General features: G+C 60.3%; 22 protein-coding genes. 14 read left to right on the top strand and 8 right to left on the bottom strand.

Annotated elements, in window-relative coordinates; translation table 11 throughout:
• Positions 1-115: 115 nt before the first annotated feature.
• Positions 116-481 (top strand): histone-like nucleoid-structuring protein, MvaT/MvaU family, encoded by a 366-nt coding sequence (locus BM132_RS11265; RefSeq protein WP_092455289.1) that lies wholly within the window; start codon positions 116-118, stop codon positions 479-481.
• Positions 482-570: 89 nt separating this feature from the next.
• Here the strand turns inward: BM132_RS11265 and BM132_RS11260 are convergent, their stop codons facing one another.
• Entirely contained in the window at positions 571-1,107 is a 537-nt protein-coding gene (locus BM132_RS11260; protein ID WP_092455288.1) for a DUF4946 domain-containing protein, read from the bottom strand.
• 190 nt (positions 1,108-1,297) lie between these two features.
• Here BM132_RS11260 and gloA point away from each other — a divergent pair, with 190 nt between their 5' ends.
• Positions 1,298-1,819 carry a lactoylglutathione lyase gene (gloA, locus tag BM132_RS11255; protein WP_092398981.1) on the top strand — a complete coding sequence of 174 codons (522 nt, stop codon included), beginning with the start codon at positions 1,298-1,300 and terminating at the stop codon, positions 1,817-1,819.
• 203 nt (positions 1,820-2,022) lie between these two features.
• Here gloA and ahpF read toward each other — a convergent pair whose 3' ends face one another.
• The 4 genes from ahpF to galU all read right to left on the bottom strand — a co-directional run bounded on the left by ahpF (position 2,023) and on the right by galU (position 7,057).
• Complete coding sequence (gene ahpF, locus BM132_RS11250) at positions 2,023-3,585, bottom strand: alkyl hydroperoxide reductase subunit F (protein WP_092455286.1); 1,563 nt, start codon at positions 3,583-3,585, stop codon at positions 2,023-2,025.
• Positions 3,586-3,709: 124 nt separating this feature from the next.
• On the bottom strand, positions 3,710-4,273 hold the full coding sequence (gene ahpC, locus BM132_RS11245) for an alkyl hydroperoxide reductase subunit C (RefSeq protein WP_047227636.1): 564 nt from the start codon (positions 4,271-4,273) through the stop codon (positions 3,710-3,712).
• A gap of 327 nt (positions 4,274-4,600) precedes the next feature.
• Entirely contained in the window at positions 4,601-5,956 is a 1,356-nt protein-coding gene (gene gorA, locus BM132_RS11240; protein WP_092398985.1) for a glutathione-disulfide reductase, read from the bottom strand.
• Positions 5,957-6,217: 261 nt separating this feature from the next.
• Entirely contained in the window at positions 6,218-7,057 is an 840-nt protein-coding gene (gene galU / locus BM132_RS11235) for a UTP--glucose-1-phosphate uridylyltransferase GalU (RefSeq protein ID WP_047227638.1), read from the bottom strand.
• A 233-nt stretch (positions 7,058-7,290) separates the two neighbouring features.
• Between galU and BM132_RS11230 the strand changes: the two genes are divergently transcribed.
• Entirely contained in the window at positions 7,291-7,506 is a 216-nt protein-coding gene (locus BM132_RS11230) for a hypothetical protein (RefSeq protein WP_092398987.1), read from the top strand.
• Between the two features lie 115 nt (positions 7,507-7,621).
• Complete coding sequence (locus BM132_RS11225; RefSeq protein WP_047227640.1) at positions 7,622-7,903, top strand: hypothetical protein; 282 nt, start codon at positions 7,622-7,624, stop codon at positions 7,901-7,903.
• 16 nt (positions 7,904-7,919) lie between these two features.
• On the opposite strand, the gene BM132_RS11220 is transcribed toward BM132_RS11225, so the two are convergent.
• Positions 7,920-8,150, bottom strand: a complete 231-nt coding sequence (locus BM132_RS11220) for a hypothetical protein (protein WP_092398989.1) — start codon at positions 8,148-8,150, stop codon at positions 7,920-7,922.
• A gap of 109 nt (positions 8,151-8,259) precedes the next feature.
• Positions 8,260-8,610, bottom strand: a complete 351-nt coding sequence (locus BM132_RS11215) for a hypothetical protein (RefSeq protein WP_092398991.1) — start codon at positions 8,608-8,610, stop codon at positions 8,260-8,262.
• Between the two features lie 199 nt (positions 8,611-8,809).
• Between BM132_RS11215 and BM132_RS11210 the strand changes: the two genes are divergently transcribed.
• The 5 genes from BM132_RS11210 (at position 8,810) to ada (ending at position 12,076) form a co-directional block, all read left to right on the top strand.
• A complete protein-coding gene (locus BM132_RS11210) occupies positions 8,810-9,112 on the top strand; it encodes a DUF1883 domain-containing protein (protein ID WP_003182962.1) in 303 nt (100 codons plus the stop codon).
• Positions 9,113-9,139: 27 nt separating this feature from the next.
• Positions 9,140-9,310: a hypothetical protein gene (locus BM132_RS28465; protein WP_092399344.1), complete on the top strand. Its 171-nt coding sequence runs from the start codon at positions 9,140-9,142 to the stop codon at positions 9,308-9,310.
• 208 nt (positions 9,311-9,518) lie between these two features.
• Entirely contained in the window at positions 9,519-10,247 is a 729-nt protein-coding gene (locus tag BM132_RS11200; protein ID WP_177218173.1) for a 2OG-Fe(II) oxygenase, read from the top strand.
• A complete protein-coding gene (gene alkB, locus BM132_RS11195) occupies positions 10,234-10,914 on the top strand; it encodes a DNA oxidative demethylase AlkB (RefSeq protein ID WP_371264118.1) in 681 nt (226 codons plus the stop codon). The genes BM132_RS11200 and alkB overlap by 14 nt, the downstream gene beginning before the upstream one ends.
• Before the next feature lie 88 nt (positions 10,915-11,002).
• Positions 11,003-12,076: a bifunctional DNA-binding transcriptional regulator/O6-methylguanine-DNA methyltransferase Ada gene (gene ada / locus BM132_RS11190; protein WP_092455285.1), complete on the top strand. Its 1,074-nt coding sequence runs from the start codon at positions 11,003-11,005 to the stop codon at positions 12,074-12,076.
• Here ada and BM132_RS11185 read toward each other — a convergent pair.
• Positions 12,040-12,528 carry a GyrI-like domain-containing protein gene (locus BM132_RS11185; RefSeq protein WP_092455283.1) on the bottom strand — a complete coding sequence of 163 codons (489 nt, stop codon included), beginning with the start codon at positions 12,526-12,528 and terminating at the stop codon, positions 12,040-12,042. The two genes, ada and BM132_RS11185, sit on opposite strands and share 37 nt — an antisense overlap.
• A gap of 145 nt (positions 12,529-12,673) precedes the next feature.
• Here BM132_RS11185 and BM132_RS11180 point away from each other — a divergent pair, with 145 nt between their 5' ends.
• The 5 genes from BM132_RS11180 to BM132_RS11160 all read left to right on the top strand — a co-directional run bounded on the left by BM132_RS11180 (position 12,674) and on the right by BM132_RS11160 (position 17,861).
• Positions 12,674-13,747: an NAD(P)H-dependent flavin oxidoreductase gene (locus BM132_RS11180; RefSeq protein WP_092455281.1), complete on the top strand. Its 1,074-nt coding sequence runs from the start codon at positions 12,674-12,676 to the stop codon at positions 13,745-13,747.
• Positions 13,748-14,084: 337 nt separating this feature from the next.
• Entirely contained in the window at positions 14,085-14,837 is a 753-nt protein-coding gene (gene modA, locus BM132_RS11175) for a molybdate ABC transporter substrate-binding protein (RefSeq protein ID WP_092455279.1), read from the top strand.
• On the top strand, positions 14,838-15,518 hold the full coding sequence (modB, locus tag BM132_RS11170; protein ID WP_092399003.1) for a molybdate ABC transporter permease subunit: 681 nt from the start codon (positions 14,838-14,840) through the stop codon (positions 15,516-15,518).
• A 3-nt stretch (positions 15,519-15,521) separates the two neighbouring features.
• Positions 15,522-16,601: a molybdenum ABC transporter ATP-binding protein gene (modC, locus tag BM132_RS11165; RefSeq protein WP_092455277.1), complete on the top strand. Its 1,080-nt coding sequence runs from the start codon at positions 15,522-15,524 to the stop codon at positions 16,599-16,601.
• A gap of 222 nt (positions 16,602-16,823) precedes the next feature.
• Complete coding sequence (locus BM132_RS11160) at positions 16,824-17,861, top strand: DNA topoisomerase IB (RefSeq protein WP_092455276.1); 1,038 nt, start codon at positions 16,824-16,826, stop codon at positions 17,859-17,861.
• Positions 17,862-17,969 lie beyond the last annotated feature (108 nt).

The raw sequence follows: 17,969 nt of genomic DNA, 5'->3' as shown, positions 1-17,969 counted from the left end.
TTTTACCTGTGGCTAATAGCAGGAGCGTCATTATCACTGAGTCGCTTCAAGGCACTTGGCTTATAGCTTTGTTTGCGGTTGGTATCAGCCAAATATTCTGATTGGAGTAACGATATTGTCCAGACTCGCTGAATTTCGTAAAGCAGAACAGGACCTTCAAGAGCGGCTCAAGCAGCTGGAAAAGCTGAAGAATGATGCCGGGCTCAAGAAAGAAATCGAATTCGAAGAGAAGCTCCAGGGACTGATGAAAACCTACGGCAAGAGCCTGCGCGACGTCATCGCGATTCTCGACCCGAACCCGACCAAGGGGGGCCTGCCATCGACCAAACCTGTCAAAACCCGCCGTGCGCGAGTGGTCAAGGTGTACCAGAACCCGCACACAGGTGAACTGATCGAAACCAAAGGCGGCAACCATCGGGGCCTGAAAGCCTGGAAAGAACAGTACGGTGCAAAAACCGTTGACGCCTGGTTGCGCAGCTGAGAAAGCTGGCCGAATAAAAAAACCCTGAGTCTGCTCAGGGTTTTTTATGGGGAGGATTTCTGGATTAAGTGGTTCTAATACCGCCGGCTTTATAGTTTCAGGCTATTTCGTACCGACTGTATTTCATCCTGGTTTTCTACAAACTCCTGAGCCTGTCCCGCATAGGACAGCACATTAGCCCTGCCCTCCTTTAGTGCAGCGACGAGTGTCTGAGATAACACGTGCCGGCCGTTTTGCGTGATCGTGCAAGTGGTCTCCAGTGCGGCAACGTCGCCCAACATCGAAGCATGAATTTTATTACAGACACTTTGATAACCGCTCTGATAAAAGTCCTTTTGAATTGACTTGCGCATTTCCAGTAACACGCCTTGCAAGTTGACTTGATGACCTGGCTCGATGGGCGTCGTGGTCAGTTCCATGACCATCACCGCCGTGCCCGCTGAATCACTCTTTGTCGCCCGTTGCCGGGTCGTTCCAGGCGCTGCCGACGAGGTGCCCGCATCTGAGGGCAAGGGTTCGATGACCCAGCCTGGGGGCCAGGCGACCTGCGGTTCGGCCGCCTGGACAGCGACACTTGCCATCGCGACCAGCCACAGGACAAACAGCGAAAGAAACGGTCGAATCATTGCATTGCACTCAAGGACGATTCGTAAAGTCTGAAGCCCGCCGCCCCGGCAAGCAATAGCCAGAGGCGTTTGGCGATGCCGCGCCCCTTGCGTATCATGGGTGCACCTGCAAGGAAGCCGTTTAGCGCAAGCCAGGACCGTCGCAGCCAGGTTGCGATGCCGTTTGCCCCACTTATTTTCCGGAGGGCCCATGAGCCTGCACGAACTCAACACTTTCCCTGGCGTCACCGCCCAACCCGATACCGCCACAGCCAAATTCGTCTTCAACCACACCATGCTGCGGGTCAAGGACATCACCCAGTCCCTGGACTTCTACACCCGAGTGTTGGGTTTTTCCCTGGTGGAAAAGCGCGACTTCCCGGAAGCTGAATTCAGCCTGTACTTCCTCGCCCTGGTGGACAAGAGCCAGATTCCGGCCGACGCTGCACAGCGCACCGAATGGATGAAATCCATCCCCGGCATCCTGGAACTGACCCACAACCACGGCACCGAAAGCGACCCTGCGTTCGCCTACCACAACGGCAACACTGACCCGCGCGGGTTCGGCCACATCTGCATCTCGGTCCCGGACATCGTGGCCGCTTGCGAGCGCTTCGAAGCGCTGGGTTGCGACTTTCAGAAACGCCTGAGCGACGGTCGCATGAAAAGCCTGGCGTTCATCAAGGACCCGGATGGCTACTGGGTCGAAATCATCCAGCCTGCGCCGCTGTAAGCCCCATCGTAGGGTTGTGGCCAACAAAAATCCTGTGGAAGCGAGCCGGCTCGCGATAGCGGCAGCACATTCAACATAGATGTACCAGACAGGTCGCAATCGCGAGCAAGCTCGCTCCCACAAGGTAATGCGTGATCCAAAAAACAAAACCCCATGAGCACTGGCTCATGGGGTTTTTGTGTTTCCCGCTGTCGACTGTCTATTTATGCCGGCGCGGAGGTGCGGATCAGGTGGTCAAAGGCGCTCAACGAAGCCTTGGCCCCCTCACCCACGGCGATCACGATCTGCTTGTACGGAACAGTCGTCACGTCACCGGCGGCGAACACACCCGGGATCGAGGTTTCACCGCGGGCATCGACAATGATCTCGCCCCGTGGCGACAGCTCTACGGTGCCTTTGAGCCAATCGGTGTTGGGCAACAGGCCGATCTGCACAAAGATCCCTTCCAGCGCCACGTCCCGTACTTCAGCGCTTGGGCGGTCTTTGTAGCGCAAGCCGTTGACCTTCTGGCCATCGCCCGTCACTTCGGTGGTCTGGGCATTGGTGATCACGGTCACGTTCGGCAGGCTGTGCAGCTTGCGCTGCAACACCGCGTCAGCACGCAATTGCACATCGAACTCCAGCAAGGTCACATGGGCGACGATACCGGCCAGGTCAATGGCCGCCTCAACGCCGGAGTTACCACCGCCAATCACCGCAACACGCTTGCCTTTGAACAGCGGACCGTCACAGTGCGGGCAGTACGCCACGCCCTTATTGCGGTATTGCTGCTCGCCCGGCACGTTCATTTCGCGCCAGCGGGCACCGGTCGCCAGGATCACGGTCTTGGCCTTGAGGCTCGCACCGCTGGCGAATTTGATTTCGTGCAGCGCACTATCCTTGCCTGGCACCAATGCATCGGCGCGTTGCAGGTTCATGATGTCCACGTCGTACTGTTTGACGTGCTCTTCCAGGGCGACGGCCAGTTTCGGCCCTTCGGTTTCCTGCACCGAGATGAAGTTCTCGATGGCCATGGTGTCGAGCACCTGGCCGCCGAAGCGCTCAGCCGCGACACCGGTGCGGATGCCCTTACGGGCCGCGTAGATGGCCGCCGAAGCGCCGGCTGGGCCACCGCCCACCACCAGCACATCGAACGCATCCTTGGCGCTGATCTTTTCAGCCTGGCGCTCGATACCGCTGGTGTCGATCTTGGCAAGAATCTCTTCCAGGCCCATACGGCCCTGGCCGAAGTTCACGCCGTTCAAGTAGATGCTCGGCACGGCCATGATCTGGCGTTCATCAACCTCGGCCTGGAACAGCGCGCCGTCGATGGCGACGTGGCGGATGTTCGGGTTCAGCACCGCCATCAGGTTCAGTGCCTGGACCACGTCCGGGCAGTTCTGGCAGGACAGCGAGAAATAGGTCTCGAAGTTGAACTCCCCTTCAAGGGAGCGAATCTGTTCGATGACTTCGACACTGGCCTTGGAAGGATGACCGCCGACTTGCAGCAAGGCCAACACCAGCGAAGTGAATTCGTGGCCCATGGGGATACCGGCAAAACGCAGGCTGATATCGGCGCCCGGGCGATTCAACGAAAACGAAGGCTTGCGCGCATCGGTGCCGTTGTCGAGCAAAGTAATCTGGTTGCAAAGACTGGCAACGTCTTTGAGTAACGCGAGCATTTCCTGGGATTTCGCACCGTCGTCGAGGGAGGCGACGATCTCGATCGGCTGGGTGACCCGTTCCAGGTATGACTTCAACTGAGCTTTAAGATTGGCGTCCAACATACGGGCGATTTCCATTTTTTGAATTTCAGAAAAAACAACGCCCGAGCGAATCTCGCCCGGGCGTTTTTTGGGGCGAAGCGGCTTGCTTGATTAAGAGCGGATCGCCCTCGGATGACTCACAGACTTAGATCTTGCCGACCAGGTCCAGGGACGGCGCCAGAGTGGCCTCGCCTTCTTTCCACTTGGCTGGGCAGACTTCGCCCGGGTGAGCGGCAACGTACTGAGCAGCCTTGACCTTGCGCAGCAGCTCGGAAGCGTCACGGCCTACACCACCGTCGTTGATTTCAACGATCTTGATCTGACCTTCAGGGTTGATCACGAAAGTACCGCGGTCAGCCAGGCCAACTTCTTCGATCAGCACGTCGAAGTTGCGGGAGATGACGTGGGTCGGGTCACCGATCATGGTGTACTGGATCTTGCCAATGGCTGGCGAGGTGTTGTGCCAGGCAGCGTGAGCAAAGTGAGTGTCGGTGGAGACGCTGTAGATTTCGACACCCAGCTTCTTGAATTCAGCGTAGTTGTCGGCCAGGTCTTCCAGCTCGGTTGGGCAAACGAAGGTGAAGTCGGCCGGGTAGAAGAACACCACGGACCACTTGCCTTTCAGGTCGGCATCCGAAACCTGGACGAACTCGCCGTTTTTGAAAGCGGTAGCGTTGAACGGTTTAACTTGGCTGTTGATGATAGGCATCTATGACTCTCCGTCAGGGGTTGAAAAGTTGATGGCGTGAATCTTAACCACTCATCCCCCGGCAGGCTCATTGGCAAACCTCATGTGAATGATTGGTTTTGGCTATCAGGAATCCATATAGATAGAAAAAATCTGTAGGAGCTGGCGAAGCCTGCGATCTTTTGATTTTGATTTTGATCTTGATCTTGCGTTGGAGCTGTTGGGGTTCGCTTGGGACTCAATGGGCTGGGGAAAGATCGCAGCCTCGTTGCACTCGTCAGCTCCTACACACAGTTCTCACGGGCTCCTACATAGCTCCTACATAGCTTCTGCATAGCTCCTGCAGTGTCAGGCGGTTGGGGTTCGCATCGTGACGAATTCCTCGGCGGCAGTCGGGTGTACGCCGATGGTCTCGTCGAAATCACGCTTGGTGGCGCCCGCCTTGAGCGCGATGGCAAGCCCCTGGACGATTTCCCCGGCATCCGGCCCGACCATGTGGCAGCCCAGCACTTTGTCCGTGCGGGCATCCACCACCAGCTTCATCAACGTGCGCTCCTGGCAGTCGGTGAGGGTCAGTTTCATCGGGCGGAAGCGGCTTTCGAAAACCTGAACGTCATGCCCCTCCTCCCTGGCCTGCTCTTCGGTCAGGCCCACCGTGCCGATATTCGGCAGGCTGAACACCGCCGTGGGGATCATCCGGTAATCCACCAGGCGATACTGCTCGGGCTTGAACAGGCGCCGCGCCACCGCCATGCCTTCAGCCAGGGCAACGGGAGTGAGTTGTACGCGACCGATGACATCGCCAATGGCCAGGATCGATGGCTCGGCGGTCTCGTACTTTTCGTTGACCTTGATAAAGCCCTTCTCGTCCAGCGTGACGCCGGTGTGTTCAAGGCCGAGATTGTCGAGCATCGGCCGCCGACCGGTGGCGTAGAACACGCAATCGGTGGCCAGTATGCAACCATCCTTGAGCTCTACCTCCAGGCTGCCATCGTCCAGTTTTTCGATGCGCTTGATATCCGCGTTGAATTGCAGATCCAGGCCACGACGGCTCAGTTCTTCGGCCAGATGCTTGCGTACCGCACCGTCAAAGCCGCGCAGGAACAACTCACCGCGGTACAGCAACGACGTCTGCGCGCCCATGCCATGGAAAATCCCGGCGAACTCCACGGCAATGTAGCCACCGCCGACGACGATGACGCGCTTGGGCAGTTCCTTGAGAAAGAACGCCTCGTTGGAGCTGATGGCGTGTTCCCGGCCCGGGATATCCGGTATCACCGGCCAGCCACCGGTGGCGATCATGATGTGTTCGGCGGTGTAACGCTGGCCGTTGATCTCGACCTCATGGGGCCCGGTGAGCCTGGCGTGGCCCTCATGCAACACCACGCCGCTGTTGACCAGCAGGTTGCGGTAAATCCCGTTGAGGCGATTGATTTCCCGATCCTTGTTGGCGATCAGCGTAGCCCAGTCGAAACTCGCCTCTCCCGTCGTCCAGCCATAGGCCGACGCTTGCTCGAGGTCCTCGGCATAATGCGCACCGTAGACCAGCAGTTTCTTCGGCACACACCCCACGTTCACGCAGGTACCGCCCAGGTAGCGGCTCTCCGCCACGGCCACCTTGGCCCCGAAACCGGCCGCGAACCGCGCAGCCCGCACACCACCGGAACCGGCGCCAATCACATACAAGTCAAAATCGTAGGCCATTTTCTATCTCCTTCGGCAGGCCATCAGCATACCTGCTGTTTTCATCTCTGTGGCGAGGGAGCTTGCTCCCGCTCGGCTGTGTAGGAGCTGGCGAAGCCTGCGATCTTTTGATCTTGCTCTTTCGCTCTCGACTCAATGGGCGGTGAAAAGATCGCAGCCTCGCTTCGCTCGACAGCTCCTACACAGCCATGCGGGTTTGATTTCCAGACAAAAAAACGCCCCGAACCAGTCGGGGCGTTTTTCAAGGGGCGGCGCAGGCGATCAGTAAGCCTTGCCGGTCTTGTAGAAATTCTCGAAGCAGAAGTTGGTCGCGTCGATGTAGCCTTCGGCGCCACCGCAGTCGAAACGCTTGCCTTTGAATTTGTAGGCCATGACGCAACCGTTCTGGGCCTGCTTCATCAGGGCGTCGGTGATCTGGATTTCACCGCCCTTGCCTGGCTCGGTCTGTTCGATCAGGTCGAAGATGTCCGGGGTCAGGATGTAACGACCGATGATCGCCAGGTTCGACGGTGCATCTTCAGGCTTTGGTTTTTCAACCATGCTGTGAACGCGGTAGATGTCGTCACGGATCATTTCGCCGGCGATTACGCCGTACTTGTTGGTTTCCTGCGGATCGACTTCCTGGATCGCCACGATGGAGCAGCGGAACTGCTTGTACAGTTTGACCATCTGGGTCAACACGCCGTCGCCTTCGAGGTTGACGCACAAGTCGTCCGCCAGGACCACGGCGAAGGGTTCGTCACCGATCAGTGGGCGGCCGGTCAGGATCGCGTGGCCCAGGCCTTTCATTTCGGTCTGGCGGGTGTAGGAGAACGAACATTCGTCCAGCAGTTTGCGGATGCCGACCAGGTATTTCTCTTTGTCGGTGCCCTTGATCTGGTTTTCCAACTCGTAGCTGATGTCGAAATGATCTTCCAGGGCGCGCTTGCCGCGGCCAGTGACGATGGAGATTTCCGTCAGGCCCGCAGCAAGGGCTTCTTCGACGCCGTACTGGATCAGTGGCTTGTTCACCACCGGCAGCATTTCTTTAGGCATGGCTTTAGTCGCTGGCAGGAAGCGAGTACCGTAACCGGCTGCTGGGAACAAGCATTTCTTGATCATATAAGTCCTTGAAAAGGCGGTATGTACGAGTTTCGGCGCAGTCTAATCAGGCCGCAGGCACCTTACAATGCCCAGGCTGGCCAATCGATGCCATCATAGAGAAATAAAAAATGGCGGATAGTTCAATCATCTTTCATTGCGACGGCCAGGCGGTCTCACTGTACGCTCATGGGCGCTGTTTGCGAGCATTTGACGTATCATGGCGCTCTTGATCCCGCCAATGAGGCAGCTAGATGTCGGCAACAAAAAACGCAAACGGTTATTCGGTCAGCCAGGACAAAGACGGTCAGTGGTGGATCATCAACTACCACGGTGAACAGGTCGCCGGCCCCTTGCCCAGCAAAGCGATGGCGGTGGAAGTGGCCGCTGTGTTTCAGGACGAGCGCGCTGCCCCGGCAGCCAAAGAGCGTGAAACAGCTCCAGCGCGCAGCCCCCGTCGTAAAAAGTAACGAGACAAGCCTCAAGTAAATGTCGTCTGGCATGGAACGAGGCTTTGTTTATCTGTACCGAAATGGCCATTCGCTATAACCTCGCGCCAGCCCCTTCCTTCTCGATGACGATTCCATGAAAAAATTTCTGGCGCTGTTTGCAGTCCTGGCCCTGGCAGGCTGTGCCACGGCCGAAAAAACCTACCTGAACACCGGCGAACAAGGCCTGACCATCGACTGCTCGGGCGAAGCGAACTCCTGGGCCACCTGTTATGAAAAGGCTGACGCCTCCTGTGCCGGCACCGGCTACCGCATCGTCGGTACCGATGGCACGCCGCAAGCCAAGGAAAGCGACAAGACCCTGGGGGTCGATGTCGGCAACTTCACCAGCCGCAGCGTCCTAGTGGTGTGTAAATAACCCGGTGGCCTGACACTCAGATGTGAATCTCGGCGAACTTGATCCCCAGGCCGCGGATGATCTCGATCAGGTCGTCGAGACGGCTGAAGGACTCAACTTCGTCCTGATCATCCACCAGAAAAAAGCTGCGTCCTGCGCTTTTCTTGAAAAAGACGATCCACTCCCCCGGGTTCGCTGGGTTCTGAATCACATGGGTGGCGCAGATAAGACCTTCTGCATGGCGCTCACGCACCTGCTCGCGCTTCATCGACTGGCTCCATAAATGACAATGCCGCCAACGTCGACCGTGGCGGCATTTTTTGTCGAGGGCAGCAGTTTATCCGATGCCCGGCCTGCCCGTCAGGCCGAGCCCTGGCTCAACCGGAAATGCAGGCGTTGGCCGCGTCCTGCACATCACCTGGACGTACGGGCACGTTGGACAGACTTTCGTGCAGCTTGATACTGCTGCCACTGGAGCGCTCATCAATGTCGAACACCGCCGCCGGCAGCGTCGACAATTTGCCGGGGACGATCAAGCGCACGCCATTCTTGTTCGGTTCCATTTGCAGCGGCCCCCGGGTGCTGGCCAGCTTGTCAGCGACGCACTTGGCATATTCCTGAGGCTTCTTTCCGGAGATGACATTCATGGTGGGCGGTGTCTGGTTGATGTCCGATACCGATGCACATCCACTCATGGCCAATGCCAACACCCACACGCTGCGCTTCATATGATTCCTCCGATAAAGATCCTCCGACAATGTAAACGCTGCTTTTCTCCAGGGTCCTGCGTGTTTTTTTGCGCGTCCTGCGATAAATGAACAAAGCGTGGCGCGCAGGCCGGATATTAGCACCCGGTGCTGATAAACTGCGCAGCATTGACCTTGCTATCGTTTTGATTTGGTAGAAAAAGCCCTTTTGGAGGCGCCCATGAAATTCATTCACCAGCGCGAGCACCTCAACGAAGACGATATCGTCGTCATCGAATGCTCGCAAATGTGCAACATCCGCTTGATGAACGACGCCAACTTCCGCAGCTTCAAGAACGGCGGCCGGCACACTTATCACGGCGGCGCGTTCGACACGTTCCCGGCCAGGATCACCGCACCGAGCACCGGTTTCTGGAACATCACCATCGACACCGTCAACCGCCGTGCCATCAGCGTCACGCGCAAGCCGACCCTGACCCACAAAATCAAAATCATCCGGCGTTCCAGCTCGAAACTGAGCTGAGCATCGCCCTTCAAGACAGGCAAAACCGTGGCCCAGACAACCAAATACGTCATCAAGTACAAGCTCAACGGCGAACGCCGCTTCGAATTCGCGCAACTGCAAACCGGTACAATGGACGAAGCCATGGCGGCGCTGCAGGCGATGCATGGCCAGACCGATGATGTGATCAGCGACGTCAAAGTCAGTAAAGCACTGTAAAAATTTCGTTGGATCTCGGTGGCGAGGGAGCTTGCTCCCGCTCGGTTGCGCAGCGACCGCCCCAGGGGCCTGCTGCGCAGTCCAGCGGGAGCAAGCTCCCTCGCCACAGGGGCCAGCCCCTTCGGCAGACATTGATCGCAAGCTCCGGAGTGTCAACAACCAGGATACTCCCCAGACTGGCCAACCTTTCCCACCAAGGTTTGTGCGCATGTCCGCTATCCTGCAAGCCCCCTCGCTGACACAACACATAGACGGCCTTGATTGGCCTACCCTGGAACAAAACCTCGACCAGGATGGCAGCGCAATCATCCGCAACCTGGTCACGGCCAGGCAATGCAAAATGCTCAGCGGCCTATACGCCGAGGGCGATCTTTTCCGCTCGAAGGTGATCATGGCCCGCCATGGGTTCGGGCGTGGCGAATATCAGTATTTTCGCTATCCGCTGCCCGAAGTCGTCGAGCAATTGCGACAGTCGTTGTACCCGGCGCTGGTGCCGTTGGCGAACCGCTGGAATGAATGCATGGGCCTTGAAGTGCGCTACCCCGACCAGCACGCCGACTTTATTCAGCGCTGTCACGCCGCCGGGCAACGGCGTCCTACGCCGTTGTTGCTGCAATACGGCCCCCAGGATTACAACTGCCTGCATCAGGATCTGTACGGCGAGCAGGTGTTCCCGCTGCAAGTGGCGATTCTGTTGTCGGAACCGGGGCGGGACTTCAGCGGTGGTGAGTTCGTGCTGACCGAGCAGCGCCCGCGCATGCAGTCACGTGCGCAGGTCATCGATCTGAAACAGGGCGATGCGCTGGTGTTCGCGGTGCATCAGCGGCCGGTCAAAGGCGTTCGCGGTTATTATCGAGTGAACATGCGCCATGGCGTCAGCCGCGTGCACAGCGGCAGCCGGCATACACTTGGAATCATTTTTCATGATGCGCAATGATGACACCCCTATCACGCTGGACCTGTTCGCCGACGAGACGCCGACGACACCCGGCCTGACCGAACAGATCGGTGAGCAATCGTTTGTGTTACGCGGTTTTGCCCTGCCCTGGCTCGAACGTTTGCTGCCGGCCCTGGAAGCGGTATTACTGGCCGCGCCGTTCCGGCAGATGGTCACGCCTGGCGGTTTTACCATGTCGGTGGCCCTGAGCAGCTGCGGGGCGCTGGGCTGGACCACCGATCGCAGTGGCTACCGTTACACGGCCCATGATCCGCAGACCGGCCTGCCCTGGCCCGACATGCCGACAGTGTTTCGCGAACTGGCCCAGGCCGCTGCCCGACAGGCGCAGTTCGAGCACTTCGAGCCGGATTCCTGCCTGATCAACCGCTACGTGCCCGGCGCACGGATGTCTTTGCATCAAGACAAGAACGAACGCCAACTCACCGCCCCTATCGTCTCGATGTCCCTGGGCTTGCCGGCAGTGTTTCAATTCGGCGGCTTCGAGCGCAGCGACAAGAGCCTGCGCGTCCCGTTGTTCCATGGCGACATCGTGGTCTGGGGCGGCGTGGACCGGATGCGTTATCACGGCGTGCTGCCGCTCAAGCAAGGCCAACATCCAAAGCTGGGCGCCCAGCGGATCAACCTGACATTTCGCACCGCCGGATGAAGGCGCAGAATTCAACCGCAAGACCCGGAGTGTTGCCCTCTCACAGGCTCGCTACCTTAGGCAAAACGGGCCAATGGACATAACGACCATGAACAGCACTTCGAACACCCTCACCGCTGAACAGGATCCTCGCTGGGCCGCCGTGCTCGCCCGGGATCCGCGCGCCGATGGGCAATTCGTCTATGGCGTGAAAACTACCGGCATCTATTGCCACCCCAGCAGCCTGTCGCGCCTGCCCAATCCGCGTAACGTGGAATTTTTCGACACGCCGGAACAGGCCCAGGCGGCGGGGTATCGTCCCAGCAAGCGCGTGGCCAGGGACCAGACCCAGATCGCCGCCCAACAAGCGGCCCGGGTCGCGGCCGCCTGCCGGCAGATCGAGGCCGCCGAAGAACTGCCTGGGCTCAATGAGCTGGCGCAAAGCGCAGGCTTGAGTCCCTTCCATTTCCACCGGGTGTTCAAGGCCGTCACTGGTCTGACACCCAAGGGTTATGCCGCCGCCCACCGCTCGCGCAAGGTGCGCGAACGCCTGAGCGATGGCGGATCGATCACCGCAGCGCTGTACGACGCCGGCTTCAATTCCAACAGTCGCTTCTATGAAGCCGCCGACAAAGTGCTGGGCATGAAACCCGCCGATTACCGCGCCGCCGGGCAGAACACCGATATCCGCTTCGCCGTCGGCCAATGCTCCCTGGGGGCGATTCTGGTGGCGCAAAGCGAACGCGGGGTGTGCGCGATCCTGCTGGGGGATGATCCGGACGCACTGGTGCGGGACCTGCAAGACAAATTCCGTCGCGCCAACCTGATCGGAGCCGACCGCGACTTCGAGCAGTTGATCGCCCAAGTGGTGGGTTTTATCGAAGCACCGGCCCTGGGCCTGGACCTGCCGCTGGACCTGCAAGGCACGGCGTTCCAGGAACGGGTCTGGCAAGCCCTGCGGGATATTCCGCCGGGCAGCACCGCCAGCTACGCCGAGATCGCCCAGCGCATCGGCATGCCTAAAGCCGTGCGCGCCGTAGCCCAGGCCTGTGGCGCCAACAACCTGGCGGTGGCGATCCCCTGCCACCGGGTGGTGCGCAGCGACGGCAACCTGTCGGGCTATCGCTGGGGCGTGGAGCGCAAGCGTCAGTTGCTGGCGCTGGAGCGCTCGTCCGCGGACTGAACGCCGATGTAGATCGCCACCGAGTCGGGGCTGCTGTAGACCTCGAAATCGGTGGTGAAGCGGCGCAGCGTCTGCGGGTTATCCGCGAAATATGCCCAGATCAGGCCCCAAGTCTGGATCACGCAATCGGGCATCGGCCCCTTGGCGGAAAACACCAGGTAATCCCCGCCTTCGATGTCCACGGCGGCGTAGCCTGCGCTGGTCGCATCCACCTGTACCCCGGCCGTCACATCAAAGTACCCGGTGGCGTCGGATTCGTAGCTGGAATAGACCCCGTAGACAAACGACTCCGACTGTCTGGCGGGAATCTTGTCGAACAGCCCTTCAGTGAAGAACTGCTGCCACATCGGGCCGATCCGTGCCGTGTCGGGCTGCTGTTCGTCAGCGTTGCGCGTGTGTACCTGCAGGCCGGCCACGGTGAAGGGTTCGACTGCCTTGAGTTTGACGTCCATGGGTCAGGCTCCTTGAGAAATGAAGCCCGCATGGTAACCCGCTCTTGGGATCAAGTTGGCGCATCCGATTGAAAAACTCGACTGGCCCTGGCTGGGCCACACCTGCTAAAAACCCTCTTTCCTTCTGCCGTCGGAGACCCCGTACATGAGCCAGTGGCCAGACACTCGCATTCTTGACCTGCTTGGTATCGAGCTGCCCATTATCCAAGGGCCGATGGCCGGAGTGACGGGACCGGCCATGGTGATCGCCGCCTGCAATGCCGGCGGGCTGGGTTCGATGCCGGCGGCGATGCTGGATGTCGAGCAATTGCGTCAGGCGCTGACGACGATCAGCGAACAGACCGACAAGCCGTTCAACGTGAATTTTTTCTGTCACCAGTCACCCGTGTTCGACGAACAGCGCATCGCGGCCTGGAAGCAACACCTCAAGCCCTACTACGAAGAGCTGGGCGCCGACTTCGACGCGCCGACACCAGTGTCCAACCGCACGCCGTTCGATGATGCAGCGTGCCGGGTGCTGGAGCAGATGCGGCCTGAAGTGGTCAGCTTTCACTTCGGCCTGCCGGAAAAGTCCCTGCTGGACCGGGTGAAAGCCACCGGTGCCAAAGTCCTGTCGTCAGCCACCACCGTCGAGGAAGCCCTCTGGCTGGAACAGCACGGTTGCGACGCAATCATCGCCATGGGCTATGAAGCTGGCGGCCATCGCGGGATGTTCCTCAGTGACGACCTCAACACCCAGGTCGGCCTGTTTGCCTTGCTGCCACAGGTGGTGGATGCGGTGAGCGTGCCGGTGATCGCTGCGGGCGGTATTGGCGATGCGCGGGGAATCGTCGCGGCGTTTGCCCTGGGCGCATCGGCGGTACAACTGGGCAGCGCCTATCTGTTCACGCCCGAGGCCAAGATCAGCCCGTCCCATCACCGGGCGCTGCGCACGGCCAAGGAAAGTCAAACCGCAGTCACCAACCTGTTCACCGGTCGCCCGGCCCGGGGCATCGTCAACCGGGTGATGCGCGAGATCGGGCCAATGAGTCCGATGGCGCCGGCATTCCCCCTGGCGGGCGGTGCGTTGATGCCGTTGCGCGCCAAGGATGAAGCAGACTTCAGCAATCTCTGGGCCGGGCAGGCATTTGCCATGGGCCGGGAATTGTCGACCGCCGAGCTGACCCGGCGCTTGGCCGAAGAGGCACTGGTCCAACTGAACGGCCGTGGGCGGTCCTGACGGTCGCCATCGCGAGCAGGCTCGCTCCCACATTGGATCGGTGGCGAACACAACATCTGGGCACACCACTGGACCTGTGGGAGCGGGCTTGCTCGCGAAGACGGCGGTACATTCAACATTTCTATTGGCTGACCCACCGCTTTCGCGAGCAAGCCCGCTCCCACATGGGTTGTGGTGTGGCAGCAAGATGTGTGTTCACCACCAATCCAATGTGGGAGCGAGCCTGCTCGCGATGACGGCAGCCCTCTCACACCAACTTCCCGAAATGCCGCGTTCCGTTTATCGGCCATTCGCTATATATTTCCCTATATAGCGAAACCCACCTTACGGAGCCCTCATGCACCTCACCCGCTTCGCACCTCTGCTGCTGACCACACTCTTTTGCGGTGGCGTCGTCCAGGCCGATGAGGTGCAGGTGGCCATAGCCTCCAATTTCACCGCCCCCCTCCAGGCCATCGCCGCCGGCTTCGCGAAAGACACCGGGCACACGCTGGTGGCGGCCTATGGCGCGACCGGGCAGTTCTACACGCAGATCAAGAACGGGGCACCGTTCGAAGTCTTCCTCGCCGCCGACGACACCGCCCCGGCCAGGCTCGAAAGCGAAGGCGACACCGTCAAGGGTTCGCGCTTCACCTATGCGATCGGCACGCTGGCGCTGTGGTCGGCCAAGGACGGTTATGTCGACAGCCAAGGCCAGGTACTCAAGGGCAATGGCTTCCAGCACCTGTCCATTGCCAACCCGAAAACCGCGCCCTACGGTCTGGCCGCGACCCAGGTGCTGGATAAGCTGGGGCTGACCGGGCAGGTCAAAGGCAAGCTCGTCGAGGGCCAGAACATCACCCAGGCCTATCAGTTCGTTTCTACCGGCAACGCAGAACTCGGCTTCGTGGCCTTGTCCCAGGTGTACAAGGACGGCAAGCTGGCCAGCGGTTCGGCATGGATCGTCCCCGCCCAACTGCACGCCCCGATCAAACAGGACGCGGTGATTCTCAACAAGGGTCGAAACAACGCCGCCGCCTCGGCGTTCATGGATTATCTCAAAGGGCCGAAAGCCACCGCCATCATCCAAGCCTACGGTTATCAACGCTAAATGCCACTGACCAGTGCCGACTACGCCGCCCTCTGGCTGACCCTGAAACTGGCGTCGCTGACCACGGTGATCCTGCTGCTGATCGGCACGCCTATCGCCCTGTGGCTGTCACGTACCCAGTCCTGGCTGCGCGGGCCGGTGGGCGCGGTGGTGGCCCTGCCGTTGGTGCTGCCGCCCACGGTGATCGGCTTTTACCTGTTGCTCGCCCTGGGCCCCAACGGCTGGATCGGCCAATTCACCCAGGCCGTCGGGCTGGGCACCCTCACCTTCAGTTTCACCGGACTGGTGATCGGCTCGGTGATCTATTCCATGCCGTTTGTGGTGCAGCCATTGCAGAACGCATTCTCCGCCATCGGCAGTCGCCCCCTGGAAGTGGCGGCCACTTTGCGGGCCGGTCCTTGGGATACGTTTTTCAGCGTCATCCTGCCCTTGGCCCGCCCCGGTTTTATCACTGCGGCAATCCTCGGCTTCGCCCACACCGTCGGCGAATTCGGCGTAGTGCTGATGATCGGCGGCAATATCCCCGAAAAAACCCGGGTGGTGTCGGTGCAGATTTACGACCATGTCGAAGCCCTGGAATACGCCCAGGCTCATTGGCTGGCGGCGGCAATGCTGGTGTTCTCATTTCTGGTGCTGCTGGCGCTGTATTCCAGCCGCAGAACCCGGGCCGGTTGGAGCTGATCGATGATTCAAGCGCGTTTTCAGCTCGACCATGGAGACTTCTCCCTGGACCTGGATGTGCAACTGCCGGGCCGTGGCGTGAGCGCGCTGTACGGCCAGTCTGGTTCCGGCAAGACCACCTGCCTGCGCTGCATCGCCGGGCTGGAACGGCCGCCCCGCGGTTTCATCGAGGTCAACGGCGAAGTCTGGCAGGACAGCGAGCGCGGCGTGTTCGTGCCGCCCCATCAACGGGCGCTGGGGTACGTGTTCCAGGAGGCGAGCCTGTTCACGCATCTGTCCGTGCAGGCCAACCTGGCGTTCGGCCTCAAGCGCATCGCGCCGGCGCAACGACGGGTGGACCTGGACCAGGCCACCGAGCTGCTGGGCATCGGTCACTTGCTGGATCGACAGCCACACAACCTGTCCGGCGGCGAACGCCAGCGGGTCGGCATCGCCCGCGCCCTGTTGACCAGCCCGCGACTGTTGCTGATGGACGAGCCGTTGGCCGCCTTGGATACTCGGCGCAAGAACGAAATCCTGCCCTACCTGCAACGCCTGCACGACGAGTTGGACATCCCGGTGCTGTACGTCAGCCACTCGCAGGACGAAGTGGCGCGCCTGGCCGACCACATCGTACTGCTGGACGCCGGTCGTGTACTGGCCAGCGGGCCGATCGGCGAAACACTGGCGCGACTCGACCTGCCGCTGGCGTTGGGGGATGACGCGGGCGTGGTGGTCCAAGGCAAGGTCAGCGGTTATGACGCGGCCTATCAATTGCTGTCCCTGACACTGCCCGACAGCCTCTTGAATGTGCGCGTCGCCCATACACCCCTGGCCATCGGCCAGCCGCTGCGCTTCAAGGTCCAGGCCCGTGATGTCAGCCTCAGCCTGACAAACGATGCCCAGACCAGCATCCTCAACCGTTTGCCCGTCACCGTGGTCAGCGAACTGGCCGCCGACAACGCCGCCCATGTGCTGATACGGCTGGAGGCTACCGGTACACCGCTATTGGCACGCATCACCCGTTACTCCCGCGATCAGCTCAAGCTTCATCCGGGACAGTTGCTGTGGGCGCAGATCAAGGCGGTGGCGGTGTTGGCGTAGGGCTGCCGTTGTGGGAGCGAGCCTGCTCGCGATAGCGGTGGCTCAGTCAACATTGATGTGGGCTGATCTGACGCTATCGCGAGCAGGCTCGCTCCCACAGGATCCTGCGTTGAACCCGAGATTTGGTGGTACTTCGGATAGCAACAGAAACTTGGCACGACCGCAACGGCCTGCGGTCAATGATTTCACAGACCAACGGATTCGTGGCCAAGGACCTTTTTCATGCCCGACACCCTGCCGCCGGATGCGTTGCCGGCCGACCTGCATTATGTCGATGACACCGCCCCCGGCATTACTCGCAGGAAGGTGCGGGGCAAGTTCTGCTATTTCGACCCCCAGGGCCAGCGGATCACCGATGCGGCTGAACTCCAGCGCCTCAACGCCCTGGCCGTGCCGCCGGCCTACACTGACGTATGGATCTGCACCGACCCGCGCGGTCATCTCCAGGCCACCGGTCGGGACGCCCGCGGGCGTAAGCAATACCGCTACCACCCACGCTGGCGCGAAGTGCGCGATGCCGACAAGTACTCCCGCATGCTGGAGTTCGGCCGCGCCTTGCCGCGCTTGCGCAAACGCCTGGAGCAAATCCTGGCCACACCCGGATTCAGCCGCGACAAGGTCATGGCCACGGTTATCACGTTGCTGGACGTCACCCTGATCCGGGTCGGCAACCCCCAGTATGCCCGGGACAACCGCTCCTACGGTCTGACCACCCTGCGCAGCAAGCACGTCGAGGTCAACGGCAGCGCCATTGCCTTCCAGTTCCGTGGCAAGAGCGGCGTCGAACACCAGATCACCGTGAAAGACCGGCGTCTGGCGCGGATCATCAAGCGCTGCCAGGAAATTCCCGGGCAGAACCTGTTCCAGTACCTGGACGATAACGGCGAACGCCACTCCATCAGCTCGTCCGACATCAACGCCTACCTCAAGAGCCTCACCGGCGCGGACTTCACCGCCAAGGACTACCGCACCTGGGCCGGCAGCGCCGCGGCGCTGGCGGGGCTGCGATTGCTGTGCTGGGAAACCGAGACCGAGGCCAAAAAACACCTCGCCGAGATGGTCAGGCAAGTCGCTCGGCAACTGGGCAATACACCCTCCGTCTGTCGTAAATGCTACATCCATCCCGCCGTGGTGGAGGGTTTCCTGCTGGGTTCGCTGAGGGAGCTGCCCAACCCCCGGGTCCGCAAAGGCCTCAGCGAGGAGGAAGCCGCGCTGGCGATGTTTCTGCAACGCATGGCCCAGACTGCCCAAGCGTGCTGAGCCCGGCGAACGACACCTGCGCGAACGCCAACATCCGGCCACAGACGAGGAACATCCGCGCACCTGCGAACTCCCAACTGTACGGCGCTACCGCTGCGCAGACAGTTC

Source organism: Pseudomonas sp. NFACC45 (assembly GCF_900113505.1).
GTDB classification, from domain to species: Bacteria; Pseudomonadota; Gammaproteobacteria; order Pseudomonadales; family Pseudomonadaceae; genus Aquipseudomonas; species Aquipseudomonas tehranensis.
This window is presented reverse-complemented; position numbering and strand designations above follow the sequence as displayed.

Excerpts from the sequence above, each read along its gene's own strand:
- ahpF (WP_092455286.1), bottom strand. The coding sequence starts at position 3,585 with ATGTTGGACGCCAATCTTAAAGCTCAGTTGAAGTCATACCTGGAACGG.
- modC (WP_092455277.1), top strand. The coding sequence starts at position 15,522 with ATGATTCAAGCGCGTTTTCAGCTCGACCATGGAGACTTCTCCCTGGAC.
- gloA (WP_092398981.1), top strand. The coding sequence starts at position 1,298 with ATGAGCCTGCACGAACTCAACACTTTCCCTGGCGTCACCGCCCAACCC.
- alkB (WP_371264118.1), top strand. The coding sequence starts at position 10,234 with ATGATGCGCAATGATGACACCCCTATCACGCTGGACCTGTTCGCCGAC.
- ahpC (WP_047227636.1), bottom strand. The coding sequence starts at position 4,273 with ATGCCTATCATCAACAGCCAAGTTAAACCGTTCAACGCTACCGCTTTC.
- ada (WP_092455285.1), top strand. The coding sequence starts at position 11,003 with ATGAACAGCACTTCGAACACCCTCACCGCTGAACAGGATCCTCGCTGG.
- BM132_RS11160 (WP_092455276.1), top strand. The coding sequence starts at position 16,824 with ATGCCCGACACCCTGCCGCCGGATGCGTTGCCGGCCGACCTGCATTAT.
- BM132_RS11220 (WP_092398989.1), bottom strand. The coding sequence starts at position 8,150 with ATGAAGCGCGAGCAGGTGCGTGAGCGCCATGCAGAAGGTCTTATCTGC.
- BM132_RS11215 (WP_092398991.1), bottom strand. The coding sequence starts at position 8,610 with ATGAAGCGCAGCGTGTGGGTGTTGGCATTGGCCATGAGTGGATGTGCA.
- BM132_RS11185 (WP_092455283.1), bottom strand. The coding sequence starts at position 12,528 with ATGGACGTCAAACTCAAGGCAGTCGAACCCTTCACCGTGGCCGGCCTG.
- BM132_RS11180 (WP_092455281.1), top strand. The coding sequence starts at position 12,674 with ATGAGCCAGTGGCCAGACACTCGCATTCTTGACCTGCTTGGTATCGAG.
- BM132_RS11200 (WP_177218173.1), top strand. The coding sequence starts at position 9,519 with ATGTCCGCTATCCTGCAAGCCCCCTCGCTGACACAACACATAGACGGC.
- galU (WP_047227638.1), bottom strand. The coding sequence starts at position 7,057 with ATGATCAAGAAATGCTTGTTCCCAGCAGCCGGTTACGGTACTCGCTTC.
- BM132_RS11225 (WP_047227640.1), top strand. The coding sequence starts at position 7,622 with ATGAAAAAATTTCTGGCGCTGTTTGCAGTCCTGGCCCTGGCAGGCTGT.
- BM132_RS11210 (WP_003182962.1), top strand. The coding sequence starts at position 8,810 with ATGAAATTCATTCACCAGCGCGAGCACCTCAACGAAGACGATATCGTC.
- modA (WP_092455279.1), top strand. The coding sequence starts at position 14,085 with ATGCACCTCACCCGCTTCGCACCTCTGCTGCTGACCACACTCTTTTGC.
- modB (WP_092399003.1), top strand. The coding sequence starts at position 14,838 with ATGCCACTGACCAGTGCCGACTACGCCGCCCTCTGGCTGACCCTGAAA.
- BM132_RS11260 (WP_092455288.1), bottom strand. The coding sequence starts at position 1,107 with ATGATTCGACCGTTTCTTTCGCTGTTTGTCCTGTGGCTGGTCGCGATG.
- BM132_RS11230 (WP_092398987.1), top strand. The coding sequence starts at position 7,291 with ATGTCGGCAACAAAAAACGCAAACGGTTATTCGGTCAGCCAGGACAAA.
- gorA (WP_092398985.1), bottom strand. The coding sequence starts at position 5,956 with ATGGCCTACGATTTTGACTTGTATGTGATTGGCGCCGGTTCCGGTGGT.